The sequence below is a fragment of the Thiolapillus sp. genome, from assembly GCF_048562965.1.
Taxonomy (GTDB): domain Bacteria; phylum Pseudomonadota; class Gammaproteobacteria; order Chromatiales; family Chromatiaceae; genus Thiolapillus; species Thiolapillus brandeum_A.
On record NZ_JBHNMF010001553.1, the window covers coordinates 1 to 561 of the forward strand.

Sequence of the window (561 nt, forward strand, 5' to 3'; positions counted from 1 at the left end):
GTGACGACCAAGTAGGCTTCGGTTACAAAGCCTGCTGGGGTGAGCATCGCCCCGATCAACAATTCAATGAAGGTACCCACGGATCTCAGGGGTAGCGCTTCTGCCAAAAATGTGGCTCTTCAGCAGAATCTGTGGGTAAACTCAGGCTCGGGTAAAGCACCAAGTGCATGATACAAAGCGATTTCCGCGCCCCGATACGTCCGAAAACCGAAGGATTTTCTAGAGGTCAGTTTTGCCTTGGTGTTGAAACCCTCCACAACACCACTGGAAAGCTGCCCCCCTGGCCCGGAACCAGTTGAGCAACAGCGGCCGATGACCTCGCAGCATCCGGGCCACTTTCTTCATCGGCTCGATTTTCGATCGCATCGTTTTCGTACACCACCTATCCAGAAACTGACCGGCCCAGTAGGGCGAAACGTAACCCCAGAAGAACTGGAACGCCTCCTTCAGCAGGTAGGCCCGCACGCTGCGAAGGTTGTACTGCAGCAGTTCCGCCAGCTTGCTCTCCTGCGCATCGCTCAAATGTTCCGGTCGCTTCAGCAGCAGCCAGCGGCTTTTCGT

General features: G+C 55.6%; 1 pseudogene. It reads right to left on the bottom strand.

Going from position 1 to position 561, the window contains the following annotated elements:
• Positions 1-119: 119 nt before the first annotated feature.
• Positions 120-561, bottom strand: a pseudogene (locus tag ACOCD2_RS25460) (transposase); the annotation flags it as partial.